Below are 3268 nucleotides of genomic sequence, written 5' to 3'. Positions count from 1 at the left end.
CAGGAAGGCGCTGCGGCGCGCCAGCTCGGCCGGCACCAGCGCGGCCACGCCCTTCTCGCTGCGCGACCACAGCGCGGCGCCGTCGATCGGGCGGGACGGCACGATGCGCAGCAGCGCGTCGATGTCGCCACGGGTGGTGGTCTCGTCGAGCGAGATACCGACGCTCGCGGCCGACGCGCGGCGCAGGTTGAAGCCCGCTTCGCGCGCGGCCTGCAGCACGGCCTCGGTGCGGCCGCCGGTCTGCACCTCGAGCGTGTCGAAGGCGCTCTCGTGCGCCAGCGTGCAGCCGGCTTCCTTCAGGCCGGCCGCCAGCACCGCGGTGTAGCTCGCGACGCGGCCCGCGATGCGCTTCAGCCCCTGCGGGCCGTGGTAGACCGCATACATGCTGGCGATCACCGCCGGCAGCACCTGGGCGGTGCAGATGTTCGACGTGGCCTTCTCGCGGCGGATGTGCTGCTCGCGCGTCTGCAGCGCGAGGCGGTAGGCCGGGTTGCCATGCACGTCGACGCTGACGCCGACCAGCCGGCCGGGCATCGAGCGCTTGAACTCGTCCTTGGTTGCCATGTAGGCGGCGTGCGGGCCGCCGTTGCCCATCGGCATGCCGAAGCGCTGCGTGTTGCCGACCGCGATGTCGGCGCCCATCTCGCCGGGCGGCGTGATCAGCGTCAGCGCCAGCAGGTCGGCGGCGACGATCGCCAGGCCGCCGGCCGCATGCACCGCGGCGATCACCGGTGCCAGGTCCTGCACGACGCCGTTGACGCCGGGGTACTGGAACAGCGCGCCGAAGGGCTTGTCCTTCGCCGCATCGGCGGCCGGGCCGGTGACGACCGTGAGGCCGAGCGGCTCGGCGCGCGTGCGCACCACCTCGAGTGTCTGCGGCAGCACGTCGTCGGCGACGAAGAAGGTCGTGCTCTTGCTCTTGCCGACGCGCAGCGCGAGCGTCATCGCCTCGGCGGCGGCGGTGGCTTCATCGAGCATCGACGAGCCGGCGATCGCCAGGCCCGTCAGCTCGCAGACCATGGTCTGGAAATTGACGAGCGCCTCCATGCGGCCCTGCGARATCTCRGCCTGGTAGGGCGTGTAGGCSGTGTACCAGGCSGGGTTCTCGAGGATGTTGCGCAGGATSACGCCSGGCGTSWRGGTGCCGTRGTAGCCYTGGCCRATGAAGCTCTTSARCACCTGGTTGCGTGCGGCGATGCCCTTCAGCTCGGCGAGCGCCTGCGCTTCGGTCAGCGCGGCGGGCAGCTGCATCGGCACCGGGCGGGCGATGGCACGCGGCACGATGGCGTCGATCAGTGCGCGGCGCGAGGCGGCACCGATGGCCGACAGCATGTGCCGTTCGTCCGCCTCCTCGATCCCGATGTGGCGGGCGACGAATTCGGTGGCGTTCTCGAGGGCGCCCAGGGGCGTGGCGGCGGACATCAACATGGTCATTCCAGTGAAACTTGATGGCAGGACACCGTCCGTTCGGGCTGAGGTATCGAAGCCTTTGCGGAAGGTGCCGGTACCGAGGCATGCGCTGCCCTTCGATACCTCAGGGCGAACGGATTCAGGCGTTCTTGACGAGCTCGTCGTACGCCGGCTGGTCCATCAACTGGTCGAACTCGCCCATGTCGGTGACGTGCACCTTGAAGAACCAGCCGTTGCCGAGCGGGTCGCTGTTGGCGAGCGACGGGTCGGCGCGCAGCGCCTCGTTGACCTCGACGATCTCGCCGGCCACCGGCATGTACAGGTCGGCGGCGGCCTTCACCGATTCGACGACGCCGGCGACCTCGCCCTTCTTGAAGCTGCGGCCGACTTCCGGCAGGTCGACGAAGACCACGTCGCCCAGCGCGTCCTGCGCGTGGAGCGTGATGCCGACGGTGGCGGCCTCGTGGTCTTCGATGTTGATCCACTCGTGGTCGGGGGTGTACATGGTGGTCATCAGGGGCTCCTTGGGGGCGATGTGAAGAAGGGGAAGGGGAGGCAGATCAGCCACGGAAATAGCGGTGCGGCGAGAACGGCATCGGCGCGACGCGCATCGGCTGCCGCTTGCCGCGCACCTCGGCGAACACCTCGTGGTGCGGCAGCGCGTGGTTGCCGGCGAGGTAGGCCATCGCGATCGGCTGGTTGACGCTGGGCGACAGCGTGCCGCTGGTCACGTGGCCGAGCCTGTGGCCCTGGCCGTCGACGATGGTGGCGCCTTCGCGTACCGGCACGCGCTCGAGGCCGAGCAGGCCGACGCGCTTGTTCGTGGTGCCGTGGGCGAGCTGACCGTCGATCACGCTGGCACCGGGGTAGCCGCCGGCGCGTGCGCCACCGGCGCGGCGCACCTTCTGGATCGCCCAGGTGAGGCCGGCCTCGACCGGCGTGGTCTTCTCGTCGATGTCGTGGCCGTACAGGCACAGGCCGGCTTCCAGGCGCAGCGTGTCGCGCGCGCCGAGGCCGCAGGGCTTGACCTCGGGCTGGGCGAGCAGCGCGCGAGCCAGCGATTCGGCCTGGTCGGCGGCGACCGAGATCTCGAAGCCGTCTTCACCGGTGTAGCCGGAGCGGGTCACGAAGCAGTCGGCGCCGGCCAGCGTCAGCGCGCGGCCGGTCATGAAGGTGAGGGTGGCGGCATCGGCATTCAGGCGGGCCAGCGCCTTCACGGCCTGCGGGCCCTGCAGCGCGAGCAGCGCGCGCTCGGGCAGCGGCTGCACGGTGCACTTGTGGGCGATGTGGGTCACCAGGTGCTTGATGTCGGCGTCCTTGCAGGCGGCGTTGACGATGACGAGCACGTCGTTCTCGCGGCGCGTGATCATCAGGTCGTCGAGGATGCCGCCGCTGGCATTGGTGAAGAAGCCGTAGCGCTGCTTGCCGACGGCGAGGTCGACGATGTCGACGGGCACCAGCGATTCGAGGGCTTTCGCGGCGTCGGGGCCGACCAGGCGGACCTGGCCCATGTGGGAGACGTCGAACAGCGAGGCGGCGCTGCGGCAGTGCTTGTGCTCGGCGATGATGCCGCCGGGGTAGTTCACCGGCATCTCGTAGCCGGCGAAGGGCACCATCTTGGCGCCCAGTTCGAGGTGCAATGCGTGGAGGGGGGTCTTCAGCAGCGGGGTGTTCGGCAGGTCGATGGCGGACATGGTCTTCTCCGAGGGCATTCACCGGACCAACGAGTCGCCATGCCGGCCGACGCGTTGGGGATGCCCTCTCTGTCCGCTTTACCTGAGAGATTGGCGGCCCCCGGATCCCGGTCAACCGCTTGCCCCTTCGGTGGACTCACTCGGGGTGAGCCTCTCTCCAGCGA

The 3268-nt window shown here is 69.9% G+C and carries 2 protein-coding genes, 1 pseudogene and 1 riboswitch; all 3 genes and pseudogenes read right to left on the bottom strand.

Features of this window, described 5'->3' with window-relative positions; all coding sequences use genetic code 11:
• A pseudogene (locus AC1D15_RS23485) lies at positions 1–1428 on the bottom strand (glycine dehydrogenase); the annotation flags it as partial.
• Between the two features lie 121 nt (positions 1429–1549).
• The gene (gene gcvH, locus AC1D15_RS23480; protein ID WP_047511714.1) at positions 1550–1924 is read right to left on the bottom strand and encodes a glycine cleavage system protein GcvH; all 375 of its coding nucleotides are present in this window, start codon (positions 1922–1924) and stop codon (positions 1550–1552) included.
• Between the two features lie 46 nt (positions 1925–1970).
• Positions 1971–3104, bottom strand: coding sequence for a glycine cleavage system aminomethyltransferase GcvT (gene gcvT, locus AC1D15_RS23475; protein WP_477827872.1), 1134 nt, complete (start codon positions 3102–3104; stop codon positions 1971–1973).
• Between the two features lie 59 nt (positions 3105–3163).
• Positions 3164–3268: riboswitch (glycine riboswitch) on the bottom strand. This riboswitch is flagged as partial in the annotation.

The organism is Rhizobacter sp. P2_H2 (assembly GCF_056403375.1).
This window is presented reverse-complemented; position numbering and strand designations above follow the sequence as displayed.

Excerpts from the sequence above, each read along its gene's own strand:
- gcvH (WP_047511714.1), bottom strand. The coding sequence starts at position 1,924 with ATGACCACCATGTACACCCCCGACCACGAGTGGATCAACATCGAAGAC.
- gcvT (WP_477827872.1), bottom strand. The coding sequence starts at position 3,104 with ATGTCCGCCATCGACCTGCCGAACACCCCGCTGCTGAAGACCCCCCTC.